Annotated in this window: 15 protein-coding genes; all 15 read left to right on the top strand. The window is 62.8% G+C overall.

From position 1 onward, the window contains the following. The first annotated feature begins 188 nt into the window (after positions 1-188). Positions 189-1085, top strand: coding sequence for a GGDEF domain-containing protein (locus VN419_RS09810; RefSeq protein WP_325646982.1), 897 nt, complete (start codon positions 189-191; stop codon positions 1083-1085). Between the two features lie 936 nt (positions 1086-2021). Beyond that, entirely contained in the window at positions 2022-2567 is a 546-nt protein-coding gene (locus VN419_RS09805; RefSeq protein ID WP_325646980.1) for a hypothetical protein, read from the top strand. A 652-nt stretch (positions 2568-3219) separates the two neighbouring features. Continuing rightward, positions 3220-3795, top strand: a complete 576-nt coding sequence (locus tag VN419_RS09800; protein WP_325646978.1) for a hypothetical protein — start codon at positions 3220-3222, stop codon at positions 3793-3795. A gap of 206 nt (positions 3796-4001) precedes the next feature. Continuing rightward, a complete protein-coding gene (locus VN419_RS09795) occupies positions 4002-6362 on the top strand; it encodes a tetratricopeptide repeat protein (protein ID WP_325646976.1) in 2361 nt (786 codons plus the stop codon). A gap of 60 nt (positions 6363-6422) precedes the next feature. Beyond that, on the top strand, positions 6423-8021 hold the full coding sequence (gene xrtD / locus VN419_RS09790; RefSeq protein WP_325646974.1) for a VPLPA-CTERM-specific exosortase XrtD: 1599 nt from the start codon (positions 6423-6425) through the stop codon (positions 8019-8021). 16 nt (positions 8022-8037) lie between these two features. Further along, positions 8038-9453 carry a sugar transferase gene (locus tag VN419_RS09785; protein ID WP_325646972.1) on the top strand — a complete coding sequence of 472 codons (1416 nt, stop codon included), beginning with the start codon at positions 8038-8040 and terminating at the stop codon, positions 9451-9453. Between the two features lie 85 nt (positions 9454-9538). Further along, entirely contained in the window at positions 9539-11023 is a 1485-nt protein-coding gene (locus tag VN419_RS09780; protein ID WP_325646970.1) for a lipopolysaccharide biosynthesis protein, read from the top strand. Between the two features lie 48 nt (positions 11024-11071). Then, positions 11072-12292 carry a glycosyltransferase family 4 protein gene (locus VN419_RS09775; RefSeq protein WP_325646968.1) on the top strand — a complete coding sequence of 407 codons (1221 nt, stop codon included), beginning with the start codon at positions 11072-11074 and terminating at the stop codon, positions 12290-12292. Between the two features lie 243 nt (positions 12293-12535). Then, positions 12536-13519 carry a UDP-glucose 4-epimerase GalE gene (galE, locus tag VN419_RS09770; protein WP_325646966.1) on the top strand — a complete coding sequence of 328 codons (984 nt, stop codon included), beginning with the start codon at positions 12536-12538 and terminating at the stop codon, positions 13517-13519. A gap of 106 nt (positions 13520-13625) precedes the next feature. After that, entirely contained in the window at positions 13626-15035 is a 1410-nt protein-coding gene (locus VN419_RS09765; RefSeq protein WP_325646964.1) for a mannose-1-phosphate guanylyltransferase/mannose-6-phosphate isomerase, read from the top strand. A 55-nt stretch (positions 15036-15090) separates the two neighbouring features. After that, complete coding sequence (locus VN419_RS09760) at positions 15091-16437, top strand: phosphomannomutase (RefSeq protein WP_325646962.1); 1347 nt, start codon at positions 15091-15093, stop codon at positions 16435-16437. After that, complete coding sequence (locus VN419_RS09755) at positions 16434-16976, top strand: hypothetical protein (protein WP_325646960.1); 543 nt, start codon at positions 16434-16436, stop codon at positions 16974-16976. The genes VN419_RS09760 and VN419_RS09755 overlap by 4 nt, the downstream gene beginning before the upstream one ends. 42 nt (positions 16977-17018) lie before the next feature. Beyond that, positions 17019-17483: a hypothetical protein gene (locus VN419_RS09750; protein ID WP_325646958.1), complete on the top strand. Its 465-nt coding sequence runs from the start codon at positions 17019-17021 to the stop codon at positions 17481-17483. 76 nt (positions 17484-17559) lie between these two features. Next, positions 17560-18648, top strand: coding sequence for a GDP-mannose 4,6-dehydratase (gmd, locus tag VN419_RS09745; RefSeq protein ID WP_325646956.1), 1089 nt, complete (start codon positions 17560-17562; stop codon positions 18646-18648). Positions 18649-18657: 9 nt separating this feature from the next. Further along, a partial coding sequence (locus tag VN419_RS09740) for an NAD-dependent epimerase/dehydratase family protein (RefSeq protein ID WP_325646954.1) occupies positions 18658-19205 on the top strand: 548 nt, incomplete at its 3' end.

Below are 19205 nucleotides of genomic sequence, written 5' to 3'. Positions count from 1 at the left end.
TCGCCCGCCCACTCGCCGCATGAAACGTCATTGCTCGCAATGTTTGGAATGGCACAGACGCAGGCGCGCATGCTTTGTAAACACCTCAGCAGTCTCAGCCGCGCCATGATCTCCCAGGTTGTCGCCCGGCGCGGAAGCGTTCTGGAGAATCGCCGCAGATGGTTGCGCAACATTGACCAAGGGGCCGCATGGACATCCAATTTTATCAAGAGCTGCTGAATTCCCTGTCGGACGGGGTTTATTCCATCGGCCGGGACCGCCAGGTGACTTACTGGAATAAAGCGGCGGAACGCTTGAGCGGCTATTCCGCCCGGGAAGTCTTGGGGAGGTCGTGCGAGGAGAGCATTCTCCGGCATCTCGACGCTATGGGAAGGCAGGTACAGGAGCCGGACAGCCTCATTCTTGCGACTTTAAGCGATGGCCAGCCGCGCGAGGCCGCAGTCTTTATGCACCATAAGTACGGATACCGCGTGCCGGTCGTCATCCACACTTCCCCCCTGCGTGGAGAAAATGGCGAGCTGATGGGGGCTGTGGAGGTGTTCTCAAGCAACGTCCGCAGTCTGAACATCATGAAAGAGCTAGAGGCCCTGCGCAAGGAGGTGCTGACGGACCAACTCACCTGCATCGGGAACCGGCGCTTCTACGACATCACAATCAAGGTCATTGAAAAATCCTGGACGGAAGGCGGAGTGCCGTTCGGGGCCCTGTTCGTGGACATCGACAACTTCAAGGCCGTGAATGACACCTTTGGCCACCCCGTGGGCGACAAGGTGCTGCACATGGTGGCGCAGACCCTGGCAAAAAGCCTGCGCGCATTGGATATCGCCTGCCGCTGGGGTGGGGAGGAGTTTTTGCTGTTGCTGCCGAACTCCAATCCGGATTCGCTTTTAAAAATGGGCCAGCGCCAGCGCACGCTGGTTGAGAACAGCTGGCTGGAGCACGACGGAAGCGCAATCAAGGTGACGGCTTCGTTTGGTGGGGCTGTTTCCAGGGATGGCGAGGTCGCCGAGGAAGTGGTGAACCGCGCCGATAAACAGCTTTACAGAAGCAAGCACTCTGGAAGGAATTGCGTAAGTATAAGTTGAGTGCACGACGATTGGCGAATGTTTCTACCGCTATACTGCGGTCAAAGGGACTCTGGCCCCCGTCGTTCCGTATCCTGGAGCGCCGGGACGCATCCAAAGAGCGGGCGTGGCCTGGAAAGGAAGATGGGCTACGAGGGCAGACCGTTTGATTTGATGTCCCTGCACGTCTACGAGCATTGTTGCGCAGGAATGACTCGAGGCATTGTAGAAAAATTTACGCCCTGCATTTGCGAAGAACCACTCCGAGCCGACCCGCTTTCTGCCGTTTGCCTGCGAGCAGCGTGGCGCTTCCCGCTTGCGCCCGGCCAGCCCGACGCGAACTGGCAAGACAGATCTTCCGCCTCTCTCCTCTCTGCCCCAACACAGCAAAATGCCCCGCAAATCCCGTTCAGTTGGCTGGCGGGTCCAAGATGTCGTTTTGCCGCCAAGGGTGATGGTGCGCCGAAATCGCGTCCGCGTTTCAGCGTGCACTCATCAGTCCATGAAATATTAAATCGAAAAAGTGCGGCATAACTTTGGCGCGCCAGAAGGTAGGGGCAGGGGCGGTTTCACATGGCGGGCGCTCATTAATTTCATAAGCGGGGCAACGAACAGACGTCGTGGCATTTCGTGGCCATTGTCCATGAGCCATCAGCTTAGCGTATCGCGGATCACGAAACCAGCGTGAATCTACCGGTGAGAGGACGGCAGCCTTCCGCGCAAGCGGACGCCCGTGGGGGGAAGTTGGAGGCTGCGGTTCCCGGAAGGGGCAGGTTGGACGTGTGGCGGAATAGGCCACTCCTGCGCGGTATGCGACGGGTTCTGTTCTCCGTGAAGCAAAGGCCGCCCAAGAGGAGTGGGAGGTCGGCACTGGGGTGCGGAACAGCTGTACGGGCGTGGCCGTGTGCACGAGGCGTTGCAAGAATTTTCTGTAACCTGCAGAGTAAGGAGAAGATTATGAAAAGTTGCAAGGCCCTGTTTATGAGTTTGGCCCTGCTTGTGGTTTGCGCCACCAGCGGTTTCGCGAGTCCGGTCGTCAATACCATCCCGCTGAGCACTGCGGGCGACTACTACATGGGCCAGGAATGGCAGGACAGCGTGACCATCGCTCCTGGCGTCACCTCCGCCTACTTCAAAATGAACGTGAACCTGCTGGGCGGAAGCTGGAACACCAATGCTGAGAAGGACCACCTCGTCCTGTTCAGCGCCGCTTCCGGCAATGACATCTTCATCGTCGGTCACCACCCGAACGGCAATGAGGGAACCTTCGACATCACCGGCTACCTGAACCTCGTCACCGGCCCCGGCCTGTACGCCCTGAGCGTCGTGGCCAACGACATCTGGGGCGCCAACGAGGCGGCCCACTGGACCATCAACAGCGCCTCTCTGACCACGACCAGCCCCACGCCCATCCCCGCGGCCTTCCTGCTTCTGGGCAGCGGCCTGCTTGGCCTGTTCGGCGTGAACAAGTCCCGCAAGCTGAGCAAGAATTCCGTGGCCTAATGAGCGGAACAGCAGAATCGCAAGAGTCACCTCCGTATCATGTGGTGACAAGATAAATTAAGCCTTTGCATTCATTTGCCGTGGCGTCATGGGAAACAGTTCCTTTGGCGTCACGGCTTTTTAATGCGTGAAAATGCGACGCAAGGAAATTCTGTGTGTCATGTCTGCTTTTGGATAACTTCAGAAACGTGAAAAACACATCATTATTATCATTCAATATGCTGTCATTGCAGACTAAAAATGTTCATGCAGAGTTCTTGGCAGGCATGGACTCGCAGCATGGAGCCTGTGCGCGGCCTCATGCCGCATATTCGCAAGTCAGGAATGGTCGCGATGCCTAAAATATCGAACCGCTGTCCAAAGATGCAAAATTCTACCAGCATCTGGCGCGACATCAAAAATATGATCGGCTAAGTGCGATGCCGTACAGACTCAATTGTGGTCCACTGCCAATGTCATGAGGCTGACAGTCCGCTTCATGGGAGACAGAAATTTATTTGTTCAATTCATGTTGAGGCTTTCATGGGCACAATACAGCGCTGCAAGGGGGGTGGTCAGGCAATGCGGACAGCACAAAACCGCCTTGCGCGACAGTTCAACATGCAAGAAGCGTCAAATTGAACTCACATCAACACTAGGCCAGAGGTGAATTATGAAGATGTGCAAATCTCTGCTGATGAGCGCTGCCTTGCTTGTGGTCTTCGCCACAAGCAGCTTCGCGCTGACTACGGTTGATCCCTACGACCTGTACGGCAACAATTACGTATCTGGTACGGACACGGTCTATAACAAGGGCGATGGCGTCAACGTCACCTTCGGTAGCGTGGGGAATCCCGCGGCCATTGGCAATGGTGGAGTGATCCATCTCGACGTCATGATCACCCTGAAGAGCGTGTGGGACAATGTCGGCAAAATCACCGCCAAGTTCTACGAGGAAGGCAGCGGCCAGATCCAGACCGCCGTGGTCACCGGTTCCATCGGTGGCGTGTTCAACCTCGTCTTCAACAACATTCCTGAGCAGACCAGCGGCATCTACAGCTTCCTGCTGCATTCGGAAGCCACCGGCAAGCACTTGGCGGACTGGACCCTGAACTTCGCCACCTTGAAGGATCCCCCCGTCACCCCCAGCACGCCCATTCCGGCCGCCTTCCTGCTGCTCGGCAGCGGCCTGCTCGGCCTGTTTGGCGTGAACAAGAGCCGCAAGCTCGGCAAGGGCTCTGCGGCTTAGCTGATTCAATGCACCGCCTTTGCGACTGCCGTCTCCGTGTGCTGCGGCGCTGGCGTCTCAAAGGGCTTGAATATGTTCCACGTGGTGCCGAGAGGCCTTGCATCTTTCTCGGCACCACGACCTTGCAGCATTCCACGCTTGAAAATGGTTGAAACCGCAGAAGGTGAGAGGAGTATCGCTTGAAAATGTACACGCAGGCTTTGACAATGGCAGCGCTTGTGCTCCTCCTGGCCGCATGCGGAAATTCCACCGACAGGCGGGATTCGTTCTACGAGAAAGGCAAGCAGGCGCTGGCTGCGGGCAATGCCCAGGACGCGCAGATAGCGCTCAAGAACGCCATCAAGATCGACCCGCAGTTCGCCAAGGGCTACACCTTGCTTGGGGCCGTGCAGATTCAGGACAGAAATTTCGCCAACGCCTATGCGAGCTATGCCCGCGCCGTGGAGTTGGACCCCAATGAGATGGATGCGCAACTCGGGCTCTGCAAGTTGTTCTACCTGCAAAGAAGCATGGACAAGGTCGAAGAGAAGGCGGACCTCATCCTTGCAAAGCTCCCGGACCACGTCGAGGCCGGGGTCATCAAGGCCATAGTCCTGTCCAAGCAGGGACGCACGGACGAGGCCTTGGCGCGTCTTACGGCGCTTCAGGCCAAGCATCCGGAGAACGTCGACATCATTCTGGCCAAAAGCGAAACCTACACCTTGCGCAACGAGTCCCCCGAAGCAGAGCGAACCCTGCTCGAGGGATTGTCGAAGAATCCCAAGAGTCTTCTGTTGCATATGCACACGGCGAGGTTTTACGCCCAGCACAACGACCTGGATTCCGCAGAGCGGCACTTTTTGGAGGTCGTGGCCATCGAGCCGGAAAATCCCGGCGCGAACATGCTGCTGGTGAATTTCTATACCCAGACCGGGCAGGCGCAAAAGGCCATGGACGCCCTGAATTCCCTGGTGAAGCGCTTCCCCCAGGAGGAGCAGTACCGCTTGGCCCTGGTCAATGCCATCGCCAAGAAGGGCACCGCCGCGGACATCGAGGAGGCCCTGGTCAGCGCCAGCAGGGACCTGCCTGGCTCCAACCAGATTAAGCTGGCCCTGGCTGAGCACTACTCGCGGACCATGCAGGTCGGCAAGGCGGAGGCGCTCCTGAAGGAGTTCATCGCCAAGGACCCCGACCTGCCCCAGGCCGTGCGCGCTCGGCGCATCCTGGCCGGGGCGTACCTTGCCAGCCAGCAGGTGGACAAGGCGCAGACCGAGCTGGACGCCGTGCTCAAGCGCAACCCCAGGGACACGGAAGGGCACCTGCTCATGGGGAGCCTGGACCTCCAGAAAGGCAAGGTGCGCGAGGCCATCCTGGAACTGCGTCAGGTGGTGGACGCAGACCCGAAGAGCGTGCGGGCGTACGAGATGCTCGTCCGCTCCCACCTGCTGAACAACGAGGGGCTGCAGGCCGAAGCCCTGCTCGCCAAGACCATCAAGGAGAATCCCGACAGCATGCAAACGCGCATGCTGCTGGTGGAGACCCTGGCCTCCACGGGCAAGACCGACAGGGCCCTCGTCGAGCTGAACGCCATGGCGGCGAAGGATCCCACGAACCCGGCGATTTTTGTGACCACGGGCGACATCCAGGCCCAGAAGAAGAACCTGAGCGCCGCGAAGGCTGCGTACAAGCGGGCCATGGAGATAGCCCCCAAGGAGCCGCTCCCGCTGGTGCGTCTTGGCCGGGTGCTGATGGCCCAGCAGGACTTCCGCGGGGCGCACGACGCCTTTGACAAGGCCCTGGCCCTCTCCCCGGACGCCAGGGAAGCCGCAGAACTCAAAGTCGCCCTGTACTTCCAGGACAAGCGTCCCGATGAAGCGCTCAAGTTCACCAGGCAGCGGGTTTTGGCCCAGCCCAAGGACGCCTTCAACAACCTGCTGCTTGGGCGGGTGCTGATGGAGACCAAGGATTCGGCCGGGGCGGAGCAATATTTCAATCAGGCCATTCTGCTCGCGCCCGAGGCGCCCTCTCCCTACCAGTACCTCGGCCAGCTCAAGATCCAGCAGGGCAAGGTCCAGGAGGGCATCCAGAAGTACCGCGACGCCTATGCCGCGAATCCCGGCGCGCCCTCGGTGGGCTTGGCTCTGGGCATGCTGCTGCAGGCGCAGAAGAATGCGGAAGAGGCCAAGAGCGTCTACGAGCAGCTTCTGCAAAAGAACCCGAATTATCTTCCAGTGTTGAACAACCTGGCCTACCTTTATGCGCAGGATCTGCCGACCCCAGAGAATCTGAAGAAGGCCCAGGGGCTCATTGAAAGGCTCAAGGGCGTGGACAACGGCGGAAGCCTGGACACCATCGGCTGGGTGCACTTCAAGACCGGAAACAAGGATGAGGCCCTGGCCCAGACCCTGCGCGCCTGGGAAAAGATGAAGGATGCGCCCACGGTCGCCTACCACCTCGCCGTCATCTACAACGCCAAGGGAGAGAAGACCCAGGCGCTGAAGTGGTACGAGAAGGCCCTTGTGCTCCCCGGGGCCTTCCCGGAGCGCGAGTCGGCAAAGCTGGAGCTGGCGGAGCTCAGGCGCAAGTAGCATGACGCCGCGCAGCCCCATGACCACTGGCGACGACGCTGTAACCGCAGGAAAGGCCGAATGATCGTTTCCACACCCGCCCAACGCTACACGCAAACGCTGTCCCTGCTGCTTATGCTTGCAGGCTGCGGCTTCATGTTCAGGAATGATATCGCCATGATGGCCGCCCAATGGGTCCAGGAGGACTTCTCCTACTGCCTGCTGGTTCCGTTGGTGGCCGGGTATGCGGTCTGGCAGAGGCGCCGCGAGCTGGCCGCGAGTCAGGGGGGGGCGCGGTGGCCCGGTTTCGCGGGGATAGCGTTCGCCGGACTGCTGTTCCTCATGGGGCATTTGGGCACGCTGGAGCCCTTGATGTACCTGTCGCTTTGGCTGTGCGCCCTCAGCATCGCCATCGTCTGCCTGGGCATGAAGGCCCTCAGGCTGCTGCTCTTCCCGGCGCTGCTCTTGCTGTTCATCATCCCGCCGCCCGCCTTCATCGAGCGGACCCTGAGCTTCCAACTGCGGCTTATCTCCTCGGACCTGTCCACCAGGCTGCTGCAGGCCCTGTCCGTGCCGGTGTTCCTCGAGGGGAACGTCATCGACCTGGGCACCATGAAGCTTCAGGTGGTGGATGCCTGCAGCGGGCTGCGCTACTTCCTGCCCACGATCTTCCTCAGCCTTGTGGTCGGGCACATGTTCAACCGCAGCATCGTGTCCCGCGTTCTGCTCGTGCTGCTCTCCGCGCCCGTCTCCATCGTGCTCAACGCCGTGCGCATCACGGTGACGGGCCTGCTGGTGCGCTACGTTTCCCCCACCTTGGCCGACGGGTTCTTTCATGACTTCCAGGGCTGGCTGATCTATCTGGCCACCCTGGTGCTGCTGCTGGGGGCGAGCCGGATTCTGCGCTTCTTTGAAAGCAGGGAGCCGGCGGCGCAGCCCGTTCAGCCGGAGCAGGCCGGGATTGCGGAGAATGCCGAGACTGCGGAGGACGCGTCAGCAGAGCCTGCCTGGCCTGGGCTGTCCGTGCGCCATGGCCTTGGCGTGTTTGCGCTCTTCGTCTGCCTGTCCCTCGCCTTCACGGCCTTCCTCCAGGTGCAGACCGTGCCCAGGTGGAACAGCCTCGACACCTTCCCGCTAGAGCTGGGCGAATGGCAGGGCACGCGCGGCTACCTGGACCAGGCGACCCTCGACAGCCTGTGGTCCGACGACTACTTCCTGGCAAGCTACCGCAACCGCACCACAGGGAGCTCGCTGTCCCTGTTCATTCCCTACTACAAGCTGCAGACCGCCCAGCATACCGCCCACGCCCCCACCTCGTGCATGCTCGGTTCCGGCTGGGAGATCGCCAGCCGCAGGCAGCTGGCGGCCAATCCGGCGGGAGGGCGGGCCTTCGCCATCCAGCAGATGGTGCTCATGAAGAATGGCGAGAAGCTCGTCTCGAACTTCTGGTTCCAGCAGCGCGGCCGGATCATCGCCAGCGAGTTCCAGAACAAGTTCTATCTGCTCTGGGATTCGTTGACCCTGCACAGGTCCGATGGGGCGCTGGTCCGGGTGGAGATGGGGCTGCCGGGCGACCGGGCCCTGGATGATGCGCAGTTGGAGCTGGACGCTTTTTCCGGCCGGGTGTCGAGGGCGCTTGATGCGCACATTCCGAACCAGACGGGGAACATCCTTCCGTAAACAGGGGGCGAGCGCGATGTACCAGCAGCAGGTCCAATTCGTCATCAACATCTTGATGCTGGTCGATGCGCTCATCGTCATCGGCGTCGTGTATGCCGCGTCCTACGCCAACTGGATCGTCAACCACTACGACTGGCGCCTGGACAACCTCGACGCCGGGTACGTCGCCCTGTTCCTGGTCTTCGTCAACAACTTCATCCTGGGGCAGATGGGCCTGTATTCCGACAGGCGGCCGCCGCAGTTTCTGGCCACGGTGCGCAGCGTCATCCTGTCCGTGGTCATCCTCTTCGTCGTCTTCAGCGGAATGCTGTTCTTCCTCAAGGTGGACTTAAGCCGCCTGTTCACCGTGGTCTGCGCAAGCGCGATAGCCATCGGGTTCATCGTGGAGCGCGCCTTTCTCGAGGTCTATCTCTCCGGGCAGCAGCGCACGGGCTTCAACTGCCATCGCATCCTGCTGGTGGGCTCGCCCGAGCGGATCAAGGAGCTGAACACGGCCCTGGGCATGCAGAACAGCTGGGGCCACAAGGTCATCGGCTATCTGCTGGAGCCCGGGTATCTTCCCACGGCGGAGATAGAGACGCTGCACCTCGGCGGCGTCGACGACCTGAACGCCATCCTCCTGTCGACCAGCGTGGACGAGGTGATCTTCGCGTTCTCGCAAGAGTGCGTGTCCGTCAACCTGAAGGCGAACATCGACCTCTGCGAAGAGGTCGGAACGACCTACCGCATCGTTCCGGCGTTGTACGACCCGAACGACAAGCTGAACATTCGCGTGGAAACCATCCAAAGCATCCCGACCCTGGTGAAGCGCGCCGTGCGGATCAATGCGGCGGGCGCGCTCTACAAGCGCATGCTGGACTACTCCGTGGGCATGGTGGGCCTGCTGTTCTTCATGTTTCTGTACCCGGTCATCGGCCTGCTCATAAAAATGGACTCCAGCGGGCCTGTGCTGTTCAAGCAGCCGCGCGTGGGCGAGCACGGCCGCGTGTTCAACATCTACAAGTTCCGCACCATGGTCACGGGCGCGGAGTCCAAGCTCGGCACGCTGATTGGACAGAACGAGATGAAGGGCCACATGTTCAAGATGGAGTCCGACCCCCGGGTGACGAAGATCGGGCGCTTCCTGCGGAAGACCTCGCTGGACGAGTTCGCCCAGTTCATCAATGTCATGCGCGGCGAGATGAGCCTGGTGGGCACGCGGCCGCCCACGGTGGACGAGGTGGCGCATTACGAGTCGCGCCATAGGCGGCGGATCTCCATAAAGCCCGGCATCACGGGCCTGTGGCAGATTTCCGGCCGCAACAAGATCGAGGACTTCGAGCAGGTGCTGAAGCTGGACCTCCAGTACATCGACAACTGGCAGATCATGGATGACCTTTTGATCATCTGGAACACCGTGTGGGTAGTGCTGTCCCGGAAGGGCGCGCGCTAGGCCTCGCCCTTGCTGCGGCCGGGCGCGCGGCGCCCGTGTGCCGCGCCCGTTCGCCATACCGTTCCAACAAGAAAGGCCGTGATTGATGGCTCCCGGAGCTTCGCTGACCAAACAGTCCATGGTTCTGGTAAGCGGCAGGCTGATCGCCTTTGCCGTGTCCATGGTCTTGCCGATCATCCTTGTGCGCATGCTGACCAGGGAGGAGTACGGCCTGTACAGGGAGATCTTCCTGATCCACATAACCCTGATGCCCATCGTGCAGCAGGGCATAGAGCAGGGCCTGTTCTACTTCATCCCCCGCGAGCCGGACAAGAAGCGGCAGATCATCCTGCACACGTTCCTCTTCGTGCTCATCATCGGCACGGCGGTGCTGCTCGGGCTGCTCGTGTTCCGGGAGGGGGTCGCCCGGCTGTTCAACGCCCCGGCAATGGCGGGCTTCGTGCCGGTGCTCGCCGTGCACCTCTGCCTGTCGATCTACTCCTCATTCCTTGAGAGCTGCATGATCGCCGAGGGCCGCGCGACCCTGGCCTCCCTGTTCACCGTGGGCATCCAGATCACCACCTCGGCGATCATCCTGTGCGCCGTGCTCTATGACGCGTCGGTCATGACCCTCATGTACGCCAACATCGGCGGCTCCCTGGCGCGGCTGGCGTTCCAGCTGTATTACATGAAGCGCTCCGTCGGCGTTTCCCTGCAAAATTTCGAGCGGCCGCTGTTCCTGGCGCAGCTTCGGTTCTCCGCCCCGCTCAGCGTGGCGAACATCGCCTGGACGCTGCAGACGCGGATCCACAACTTCTTCATCTCCTACCTGTACGACGCGCGCACCTTCGCCATGTATTCCATCGGCGTGTACCAGATTCCCGTCTTCGCCCTGATCGCGGGTTCCGTGGCGAACATCATGACCCCGGAGCTGGCCCGCCTGCGTGCGAAGAACGACGCGGTCGCCATGCGGCGCGTGTGGAACAACGCCATCCGGAAGATGAACCTCGTGATAATTCCGGCCTGCGTGTACCTGTTCGCCGTGTCCTACGAGTTCATCACCCTGCTGTTCACCCGCGAGTACCTGGAGAGCGTGCCCATCTTCCAGCTTTCCCTGGTGAACTTCCTCATCGCCGGGGTGAACACCGGGGCGGTGCTGCAAGCCTACTCCGAAACCACGTTCCTGATGCGCCTGGGCATTCTGCGGCTGCCCGTCACCATTGCCATGATCCTGCCGCTGATACACTTTTTCGGGCCAGGAGGCGCAGTGGCGGCCAATATCTTCTCCAACATGCTCTTCCGCTACGTGGAGCTCGTGCGCGCCTCACACTGCCTCAACATCCGCGTGGCCGACTCCATCGCCTGGCGCGTCAACGCCACCATCCTGGGCGTCGCCGTCGTGTCGACCCTGCCTGTTCTGCTGCTCAAGGCCTATTCCGGCTGGCCGCCCCTTGTCCTGCTCGCCGTGTCCGGGCCGGTGTATCTTGTGGTCTGCGGGCTGCTGCTGGTTGGCACAAAGTCCGTTGAACAGCACGAAGTGGACGCGTTCAAGGGCTACATCGGCAGAAAGCTCGGCAGGGCGGCAGGCTGATGCGCCGGGTTCGCAACAGCCTGGCGGCGAAATCCACGGGGCGGGCACATGGCTAAGATCCTCGTGGTCTACCCGGAGTTGCCCCTTCCGCTGACGCACGGCGTGCACCTGCGGATCTTTCACCTGTTTCAGGAGCTTGCGCGGCGGCATGTTCTGGAGCTGGTGGTGTTCAAGGAGATAGGGGAAGAGGCGTGGGAGAAGTGCGCGCACATCTTCCAGCGCGTCCATCACATTGCGCCGCCCGCGGGCCGGCCCCGGCGGCGCGGGTCCTTCCGTCTGAGCAACGCCTGCTATCTGGAAGCCTCCTACCCGGAGGAGTTCGCCCGGATCACCAGCACTCTGCGGGGCATTGCGCGGCGTTTCGAGCCGGACTGCATTTACGTGAGCCCCATTGATCTGGCCGAGTACGTGGCGCCGCTGGCCGGGTTCCGGCGCGTCGCCGACGTGGTGGATTCGGTGTCGCTGACGCTTTTGCGCAAACGCCGCTACGCAACGCGGGGGATGCCCTGGCGCCAGGCCGCACGCTACCTGCTGGGCTGGTTCCGGTACCGCCGCTTCGAGGCCGGGCTGACCGCCAGCTTCGACCAGGTGCTGACCATCTCACCCGTCGACCGCGAGCACATCCGCTCCCTCTCCCCCCACAGGCCGGAGGCGGTGAGCGACCTGCCCAACGGGGTCTCGCCCAGTCTGGAGGGCTGGATCCAGGACGCGGCGGAGGAGCCGCGTTCGCTGATCTTCTGGGGCAATCTGGACTTCTCGCCGAACATCACGGCCGTGGAATTCTTCTATGCCCAGGTGTTTCTGCCGCATCTCTCGGGCAAGGGCTACCGCTGGCACATCGTGGGAAAGAACCCGACCGCGAGCATTCTGCGCATGGCCGAGCAGCACGAGTCCATCATCCTCCCCGGCTATGTGGAGGACCTGTACCGCTATGCCTCGGCCGCGGCCATCGTCATCAATCCCATGCAGCTGGGCAGCGGCTTGAAGAACAAGGTCATCGAGGCCTTCGCCCTGGGCAAGCTGGTGGTCTCCAACGCTCTGGGCATGGAGGCGCTTCCGCAGGCGCTGCCGGGAACGCACTACGTGCTTGCGGAACAGCCGGAGGAGTTCGCGGCCCGCATTGTGGAGTATTCGGACGACAAGCCAGCCAGGGACCGCATCGGCGCGCGCGCCAGAGAGCTGGTGCTGGCGCACGCTACCTGGCCCAGGGTCGCCGCAGCCTTTGAGCGCCAGCTGCACCTGCCGGGCGGGCCGCCCCGCGCGTCCTGAACCGGCACGGCGCGGCGCGAGTTGTAAACGCGCGCCGCGCCTGGCCAGCAAAGTGGAAAGAACTCCAGGGTCTACGTACCATCTGTGCGCCACCGTACAGACGCCCTGCGTACGCGGTGTCAGTAATGCACTGTAACACATCGATCAACTTGTGAAAAACGAGGGTGGTCCGAGGCTCATCGTGAAGGGGCGGACCGTGTTGAAGACATCTCGTAACCCGGAGAGAAGCGTGGGCAGGCAATCATGAGCACAATCCTGGTCAGCGGCGGCGCAGGCTACATCGGGTCGCATACGGTCAAGCGGCTCCACGAGCAGGGCTTCACCCCCGTGGTGCTGGACAACCTCTCCACCGGGCATAGCGACTTCCTGCGTTGGGGAAGCTTTGTCCTTGGCGATGTGGGCAGCGCCGAAACTCTGGACGCCGTCTTCTCCGCCCAAAGGGTTGACGCGGTCATCCATTTCGCTTCCTCCATCTGCGTGGGCGAGTCGGCGACGGACCCGCTGACCTATTACGCCAACAACGTGGCCAACACCATCGCCCTGCTGCAGGCCATGCGGCGCAACGCGGTGCCCTTGTTCGTGTTCTCCTCCTCCTGCGCGGTGTATGGCCCGCCCTTTGACGGGCTGCTGCGCGAGGACCACCCCGTTGGTCCCATCTCTCCCTATGCGCGGACGAAATTGATGGTGGAGCTGATTCTGGAGGACTGCGCCAGGGCCTTCGGACTCAAGTACGCCTGCATGCGCTACTTCAACGCCGCCGGAGCCGACCCTGGCGCGCAGGTGGGCGAGCGGCACCTGCCGGAGACGCACCTCATTCCCCTGGTGCTGCAGGTGGCCCTGGGCCAGCGCCCGGAGGTCAAGCTGCTGGGCGACGACTATTCCACGCCGGACGGCACCTGCATCCGCGACTACATCCATGTTCAGGACCTGGCCGAGGCCCATGTACTGGCCCTGCGCTACCTGGAGGCCGGGGGCCGCTCCGGGGCCGTCAACCTGGGCAACGGCACGGGCTACTCCGTGCGGGAGGTCCTCGACGCGGCCGCGTCCGTGACGGGCAAGGCTATTCCGTATTCGGTGGTCCCGCGCCGCCCCGGCGATTCTCCGCGCCTCGTGGGCGACGCCTCCAAGGCCCGGGATGTTCTGGGCTGGAAGCCGGAATATCCCGACATTCGCGAAATTTTGGCCACGGCCTGGCAGTGGCACAAGGCCGACTACGGCTCCCACTGACTGGCGCGGGAGCCCGCGCCATGCGCCTGGAGGGGCGGGCCCCTGGCCGCCCGGTTGCTCCGCTTGGCGCGCCTTTCCGTAAAACAGCAACCAGCCCGGGGGGAAAGTGTATACAATCAGGCCAGTCATCTTGTGCGGCGGAAGCGGTACGCGTCTTTGGCCCCTCTCCCGCGAGCTGTATCCCAAGCAGTTCATGGAGCTGGGAACAGGCACCCTGTTCGGCAACACCCTGCAACGGGTCGCCGGGCTGAAAGGCCTCGGCAAGCCCATAGTCCTGTGCAACGAAGAGCAGCGCTTCTTCGCCGCGGGCATTCTGCAGGAACTGGGCGTCAGGGCCGAGGTCATCCTTGAGCCCACGGCCAGGAACACCGCCCCGGCCATCGCCCTGGCCGCCCTGGCCGCCAGAGAAGACGGCGAGGACCCGCTGCTGCTCGTCCTGCCCTCGGACCACACCATCGAGCCCGCCGAGGCCTTTCATCGGGCCGTGGACCACGCGGCCCAGGCCACCGGGGAGGAGATGCTCATCACCTTCGGCGTCACGCCCACCCGGCCAGACACCGGCTTCGGCTACATCCAAAGCGGGGAGGAGGTCTCCCCGAACCTGTTCCGCGTGGCGCGCTTTGTGGAAAAGCCCCCCGTGCAAGAGGCCGAGCGCCTGCTGGCCGAGGGCGGCAGCCACTGGAACAGCGGCATTTTCCTCTTCCGGGCCTCCACCTACCTGAAGGAACTGGAGCGCCACGCGCCGGAGATTCTCTTGGCCTGCCGGGAGGCCTGGGCCTCCCGCACGCGCGACATGGACTTCGTCCGCGTCGGCAAGGAGGCCTTCAGCTCCGCACCGGCGATATCCATCGACTACGCGATCATGGAGCACACGGACAATGCCTGCACCGTGCCCCTGGACCTGCACTGGAACGACCTCGGCTCCTGGAGCGCGTTCTATGAGGCCGGAGTGAAGGATGCCCAGGGCAACGTCATCGTCGGCGACGTGGTCACCCAGGACACCGAGGGCTGCTACATCCACTCCACGCGGCGCCTGGTGGCCACCCTCGGCATCAAGGATCTGGCCATCGTGGAGACGGCCGACGCCATCCTGATCATCGACAGGATGAAGGCGCAGGGCGTGAAGACGCTTCTGAACACCCTGCGGGCAAGCTCCCGGTGCGAGGCCAATACGCACATAAAGGTCTACCGGCCCTGGGGCTCCTATGAAGTGCTCGTCTGCGGGCTGCACTTCCAGGTCAAGCGGCTCATCGTCAAAGAGAACGAGGTTCTCTCGCTGCAGATGCACTTCCACCGGGCCGAGCACTGGATCGTGGTCAGCGGCACGGCCCGCGTCACCGTGGGCGAGAACGTGCTGCTCCTGGGCGAGGACGAGTCCACCTACATCCCCCTGGGCACCAGGCACCGGCTGGAAAATCCCGGCAGAATCCCCCTGGAGATCATCGAGGTGCAGACGGGCTCGTATCTTGGCGAGGACGACATCGTCCGCATGGAAGACACCTATGGACGTGTATGAGCGCACGGCCGCACCACAGGCGGGCCGCAATGCCCGCCGCTGAAGGAAACATCTGATGTCCTGCTTCAAGGCCTATGACGTGCGCGGAAACGTGCCCGAGGAACTGAACCCCGACCTGGCCTGGCGCATCGGCCAGGCCTATGCCCAGGAAATGTGTCCCCTTGAGGTGGTCGTGGGGCAGGACGTCCGCCTCTCCAGCCCGTCGTTGTGCCAGGCGCTGACCGAGGGCCTGCTGGATGGCGGCGTCAACGTTGTGGACCTGGGCGTCTGCGGCACCGAGGAGATCTACCACGCCACCTTCAGCCAGGGCTTCGACGGCGGCATCGTGGTCACCGGGAGCCATAATCCGGCGGACTGCAACGGCATGAAGTTCGTGCGGCGCGGCGCGGTGCCCATCAGCGGCGATTCCGGCCTTCAGGCCATCCGCAGCCGGGCCATGTCCGGCGACATGTCGCCCGTAAAGCGGCGCGGCGTGCGGCGCGAGGAATGCTTCCGCCCGCAGTACGTGGACCACCTCATGGGCTACGTGGACCCTGCCGGACTGGCGCCCCTGAAGATCCTGGCCAACCCCGGGAACGGCTGCGCGGGAATGGTGCTTGAGCCCCTGCGCCGCCAGCTTCCCTTCGCCTTCACGCTCATCAACCAGGAGCCAGACGGCACCTTTCCCAACGGCGTGCCCAACCCGCTGCTTCCGGAGCGCCGCCAGGACACGTCCAGCGCGGTCGTCGCCTCCGGCGCGGACCTCGGCATCGCCTGGGACGGCGACTTCGACAGGTGCTTCATCTTCGATGAGAAGGGCGCGTTCATCGAGGGCTACTACCTCGTCGGCCTGCTTGCGGAGTCGCTGCTGGGCCGCTCGCCCGGTGGCAAGATCATCCACGACCCCCGGCTGACCTGGAACACCATCGAGATGGTGCGGGCCGCGGGCGGGGTGGCGGTGGAGAGCAAGACCGGCCACGCCTTCATCAAGGAGCGCATGCGCGCGGAAGACGCCATCTACGGCGGCGAGATGAGCGCCCACCATTACTTCAGGGACTTCGCCTACTGCGACAGCGGCATGATCCCCTGGCTGCTCCTGGCCGCGCTCATGAGCGCCTCCGGGCGGCCCCTTTCGGCCATGGTGGAGGAGCGCATTCGCGCCTTCCCGTGCAGCGGGGAGATCAACCGCAAGGTTGCGGACTCCGCTGCGGCCATCCGCGGCGTGCACAGGCATTTTCAGCCCCAGGCCATTGAAGAGAGCTGGATCGACGGCCTGTCCATGGGCTTTGGAACCTGGCGCTTCAACGTGCGCAGCTCCAACACCGAGAGCCTGCTGCGGGTCAATGTCGAGTCGCGCGGGGACAGGGCGCTGATGGAAGGCAAGACGGCGGAGATACTTGGGATTCTGAACGTGTTTTTATGAGGCGCGCCTGCGGTCTGCACCGGTCGGCGCTCTTGGGCGTCTGCCTGGGTTCCGCCCTGGCCGTGTGCGGCTGCTACGGCAGGATGAGCGTCAGGCCGCATGTGGAGGCCGTGAAGAAGCCCTATGTCCTGGCCTGCGGAGACATTCAATACGACGGGAATGCGCGTTATCTGCCCGCCACGGTGGCCGCCTGCGAGAGTGGCTCCGGCAGCTACACCATGTCGTTCTCGCATGCGCAGGACTACACCGGCACGCGCGCGGAATACGAGCTGGTCCTGTCGCTTTTGCCCTCGTACCTCGTGGGCTCGCCCACGGGAAAGGACAAGGTCTACGTGTATTCGCAACTGAAGGTGGCGCAGGACGGGCGCGAGGTGGCGACCTACAGCGCCGCGTGCCTCAAGGAATCGTACCGCACCATATTTTCCGGCGCGGTGAACAACTCCGAAGGCCGGCTGCAATGCCTGGACGCCCTGCGGGTGAACATCGAGAACCAAATGCTGCGCGATGAGCAGTTCTGGACCCGGCGTGCGGAGCGCTGAGCCGCGTGGGGGCGGGTGAAAGCCGCGCCTGGGCGCGTGCGCGTGGCGTGGTTGCCTGCTGCGTTGGCGCTTGCGGGCCTCCTTGCCGGTGCGCTGTGTCTGGCCGGGGCGGCCCTGGCCCAGCAAGACGCCGCGAACCAGGTGTCCGCAGCGGACCCGGCGCCGGCCGTGATCGGCCCGGCGCCGCTGGCGACCATACATGTGTACCGCACGAAATCCCTCATGGGCCTTGGCGTGTACTTCGACGTGTACGCGGGGGACGAAAAGGTCTGCCATCTGCGGGAGGGCCAGTACTGCACCCTTCAGGTTCCGCCGGGCGAGGTCGAGATCTGGTCGAAGTTCATGACAAAGGGCGCGGTGACCCTGGATGTGCGCGCCGCGCAGGAATACTACGTCAAAGCCAGCGTCACCAAAGGATTTTTCCTGTTCTGGCGTCCGCATCTGGTGGAGGTCATGGAGAGGGTGGGGAAGGGCGAGCTGAGCCGCTGCGACCACGCGAGCGAGTGAATCACTGACCGTTGAACAAACGTATACAACCTGCAATGCATGGCACGAGTCCGCTCTTGCCGCGAAAGGTGCGTTGATGTCCCGCAAAGTCGCTTTGATCACAGGCGTTACAGGACAGGACGGCTCCCTGCTGTCGGAGCTGCTGCTGGGAAAGGGCTACATCGTGCACGGCATCAAGCGCCGGTCCTCCTCCTTCAACACCACGCGCATCGACCACATCTACCAGGACCCGCACGAAGTGGAGCGCAGGTTCGTGCTCCACTACGGCGACCTGACGGACAGCGCCAACCTGTTCCGCATCGTGCAAGAGGCCCAGCCCGATGAGATTTACAACCTCGCGGCCATGAGCCACGTGGCCGTGAGCTTCGAGATGCCCGAATATACGGCGGACGCCAACGCCCTGGGCACGCTGCGCATGCTTGAGGCCATCCGTACCCTTGGGCTGGAGAAGAAGACGCGCTTCTATCAGGCCTCCACCAGCGAGCTTTTCGGCCAGGTGCGCGAAATTCCCCAGCGCGAGAGCACGCCCTTCTATCCCCGCAGCCCGTATGCCGTGTCCAAGCTCTTTGCCTACTGGATCACGGTCAACTACCGCGAGGCCTACGGCATGTACGCCTGCAACGGCATTCTCTTCAACCACGAATCGCCCCAGCGCGGCGAAACCTTCGTCACCCGCAAGATCACCCGGGCGCTTTCGCGCATCAAGCTGGGCCTGCAGGACTGCCTGTACCTGGGCAACCTGTGCGCCCTGCGCGACTGGGGGCACGCCAAGGACTACGTGGAAATGCAGTGGCTCATGCTCCAGCAGGAAAAGCCGGAGGACTACGTCATCGCCACGGGCGTGCAATACAGCGTGCGTGATTTCGTGAATGCCGCCGCAGCGGCACTTGGGATGGCGATTTCCTGGTCCGGCGCGGGGCTTGAGGAGACCGGAACGGATGAAAAGGGCCGTGTCGTCGTGCGCGTGGACTCCAGATACTTTCGGCCCACTGAGGTGGAGACCCTGCTTGGCGACCCCTCCCGCGCCCGCGATGAACTGGGCTGGGTGCCCAAGATCACCTTCAGCGAGATGGTTGCGGAAATGGTGGACGAGGACTTGAAGAGCGCCCAGCGCGATGAGCTTGTGAAGCGCAACGGCTTCATGGCCTATAACTACAACGAGTAGGCGAAACCCATGGACAGAGACGCACGTATCTATGTAGCCGGGCACCGCGGACTTGTGGGCTCGGCCCTGGTGAGGCAGTTGGAGGCGCAGGGCCATTCCCGCATCATCAAGCGCACCCACACGGAGCTTGACCTGGCGGATAGCGCCGGTGTCCGCGGGTTCTTCGAGAAAGAGAAGCCGGAGTACGTCATCCTGGCCGCGGGAAAGGTCGGCGGCATTGTGGCGAACAACACCTACCCGGCCGAGTTCATCACCATGAACCTGGCCATCCAGCTGAACGTCATCCAGAACGCCCACCTGCACGGCGTCAAGCGGCTGCTTTTCCTCGGCTCCTCCTGCATCTACCCCAAGCACGCGCCGCAGCCCATGAAGGAGGAGCACCTCCTTACCGGGCCGCTTGAGCCCACCAACAGGCCCTACGCCCTGGCCAAGATCAGCGGCATCGAGATGTGCTGGAGCTACAACCGCCAGTACGGCACCAGGTATCTGGCCGTGATGCCGACCAACATGTACGGCCCGGGCGACAACTACCACCCCCAGAACAGCCACGTCATCCC

The organism is Humidesulfovibrio sp. (assembly GCF_035560995.1).
In the GTDB taxonomy this organism is placed as follows: Bacteria; Desulfobacterota; Desulfovibrionia; order Desulfovibrionales; family Desulfovibrionaceae; genus Humidesulfovibrio.
The sequence above is the reverse complement of the archived record's forward strand: the minus strand, read 5'-3'. Positions and strand labels throughout refer to the sequence as shown.

Excerpts from the sequence above, each read along its gene's own strand:
- VN419_RS09810 (WP_325646982.1), top strand. The coding sequence starts at position 189 with ATGGACATCCAATTTTATCAAGAGCTGCTGAATTCCCTGTCGGACGGG.
- VN419_RS09805 (WP_325646980.1), top strand. The coding sequence starts at position 2,022 with ATGAAAAGTTGCAAGGCCCTGTTTATGAGTTTGGCCCTGCTTGTGGTT.
- VN419_RS09800 (WP_325646978.1), top strand. The coding sequence starts at position 3,220 with ATGAAGATGTGCAAATCTCTGCTGATGAGCGCTGCCTTGCTTGTGGTC.
- VN419_RS09795 (WP_325646976.1), top strand. The coding sequence starts at position 4,002 with ATGGCAGCGCTTGTGCTCCTCCTGGCCGCATGCGGAAATTCCACCGAC.
- xrtD (WP_325646974.1), top strand. The coding sequence starts at position 6,423 with ATGATCGTTTCCACACCCGCCCAACGCTACACGCAAACGCTGTCCCTG.
- VN419_RS09785 (WP_325646972.1), top strand. The coding sequence starts at position 8,038 with ATGTACCAGCAGCAGGTCCAATTCGTCATCAACATCTTGATGCTGGTC.
- VN419_RS09780 (WP_325646970.1), top strand. The coding sequence starts at position 9,539 with ATGGCTCCCGGAGCTTCGCTGACCAAACAGTCCATGGTTCTGGTAAGC.
- VN419_RS09775 (WP_325646968.1), top strand. The coding sequence starts at position 11,072 with ATGGCTAAGATCCTCGTGGTCTACCCGGAGTTGCCCCTTCCGCTGACG.
- galE (WP_325646966.1), top strand. The coding sequence starts at position 12,536 with ATGAGCACAATCCTGGTCAGCGGCGGCGCAGGCTACATCGGGTCGCAT.
- VN419_RS09760 (WP_325646962.1), top strand. The coding sequence starts at position 15,091 with ATGTCCTGCTTCAAGGCCTATGACGTGCGCGGAAACGTGCCCGAGGAA.
- VN419_RS09755 (WP_325646960.1), top strand. The coding sequence starts at position 16,434 with ATGAGGCGCGCCTGCGGTCTGCACCGGTCGGCGCTCTTGGGCGTCTGC.
- gmd (WP_325646956.1), top strand. The coding sequence starts at position 17,560 with ATGTCCCGCAAAGTCGCTTTGATCACAGGCGTTACAGGACAGGACGGC.